At 68.7% G+C, this 1759-nt stretch carries 1 protein-coding gene; it reads right to left on the reverse strand.

Features of this window, described 5'->3' with window-relative positions:
• Positions 1–238 precede the first annotated feature (238 nt).
• The gene (gene cls, locus RCG67_RS16770; protein ID WP_368827920.1) at positions 239–1735 is read right to left on the reverse strand and encodes a cardiolipin synthase; all 1497 of its coding nucleotides are present in this window, start codon (positions 1733–1735) and stop codon (positions 239–241) included.
• Positions 1736–1759: the final 24 nt, after the last annotated feature.

Genomic DNA, 1759 nt, shown 5'->3' on the forward strand with positions numbered 1-1759 from the left:
ACCATCAGGGCCGAGGCGAAGGCGGCCGCGGCCGGCAGAGCAAACATCCTCTTCTTCGAGCTGGTCGACATGATGTTCTCCATTCGATGGAATGCGTTCGCTGCTGACCTTTCCACCCTAGGAGCTCAGCCTCCTTCGTATCCCGGAAACCCGTCACACAGGAATAACGAAGTCCTGGACGGCAGGTGGGTACTGCCTTGTCAGCCCCTCCATGCCCACCCACGGGACGTCCGCCGGGTCACTGCAGGGCGGAGGTCAGCCGGGCGGTGTTGTCGAGGTACTTCTGGTACCAGGGCCGAGCCAGCCAGTCCTCCAGTTCCAGTTCGTGGCTGTGCTGCCGGTAGTCGTCCACGAGCTCGTCCAGGCGGCCCACGAAGTCCCGGCCACTGACCAGGAGGTTGACCTCGTGGTCGAGCACGAACGAGCGGATGTCCATGTTGGAGGACCCGACCACCGCCGCGTCGTCGTCGATCAGCACGAACTTCGAGTGCAGCACCCAGGGGGCCTCGTAGAGGAAGATCCGGATCCCGTCCCGGATGAGCATCTCGTAGAAGGACCGCTGGGCGTGGTGGGTCAGGGCGTGGTTGGAGGTCGCCCCCATGTACAGCTCCACCGCCACACCCCGCCCGACGGCGGTGCGCAGGGTGTTGTACATCGAGTCGTCGGGCACGAAGTAGGGGCTGCACACCGTGATCCGCTCCCGCGCGGAGGCGAAGAGGTGGTTGAACAGCTGCTGATTGGACTCCTGGGCCAGCCCCGGCCCGGACGGCAGCACCTGGCACACCAGGTGACCCGGGGCTGGTGCCTTCGGGCTGCGCGCCGGGGACCCGTCGGCACTGGCGTCGGCGTCCAGGATCATGTCGTCGGTCTCGCAGTACCAGTCCGTGGCGAACAGCGCGTCCAGGTGCTCGACGGCCGGGCCGTGGATGCGGACCGTCATCCCGATCCACTGCAGGCCCTTCCGCTTGTTCTTGGCCTTGTTGTAGCTGCGGTCGATGACGTTCTGCGACCCCGTGTACGCCACCTCCCCGTCGACCACGAGGATCTTGCGGTGGTTGCGCAGGTCCGGGCGCTGGTACTCCCCGCGCCACGGGCGGACCGGCAGCATCCGCCGCCAGTCGATCCCGGCCGCCTCCAGGCGGCGCACGAGGTCCTGGTACCCGGGGTAGCCGGCCGCACCGAGGTGGTCCACGAGCACCCGCACGGTCACCCCTCGGGCGTGGGCCTCCTCCAGGGCCGCGACCACCGGCTCCGTCGTGTCATCGGCCACGGCGATGTAGAACTCGAAGTGCACGTAGTGCGCGGCCGCCCTGATCTGCTCGGCCATCGCGGCCAGTGACGCGTCGTAGTCGTCGAGGACCTCGATCCGGTGCCCGCCGGCCACGGGGAACGCCCCGTTGTGCTGGTTCAGCCGCACCGTCTCGGCCAGCCAGTCCGGCATCTCCCGGACCTCCTGCGCCTCGGCCCCGGGGCCGTGCGCGTCGACCCGCTGCGCGGCCTCGCGCTGCTTGGCCTTGCGGGCCTCGGGCAGGTCCGCCCGGCCCAGGACCAGATACACCAGCCCGCCCAGGATCGGGAAGAAGAAGATCACCAGCAACCAGCCCCACGCCGCCGAGGGCCGCCGGTTGTGCGGGATCGTGCCCAGGGCGAGCAACCGGATGACCAGGTCCACGGTGAAGAACGCGACGGTGGCCCACGGCGGGACGGAGTTCCACAACAGATGCGCGATGTCCATCCGCTCACCCTACGGGCACGCCCG

This window comes from Kocuria cellulosilytica (genome assembly GCF_040981245.1).
GTDB classification, from domain to species: domain Bacteria; phylum Actinomycetota; class Actinomycetes; order Actinomycetales; family Micrococcaceae; genus Kocuria; species Kocuria cellulosilytica.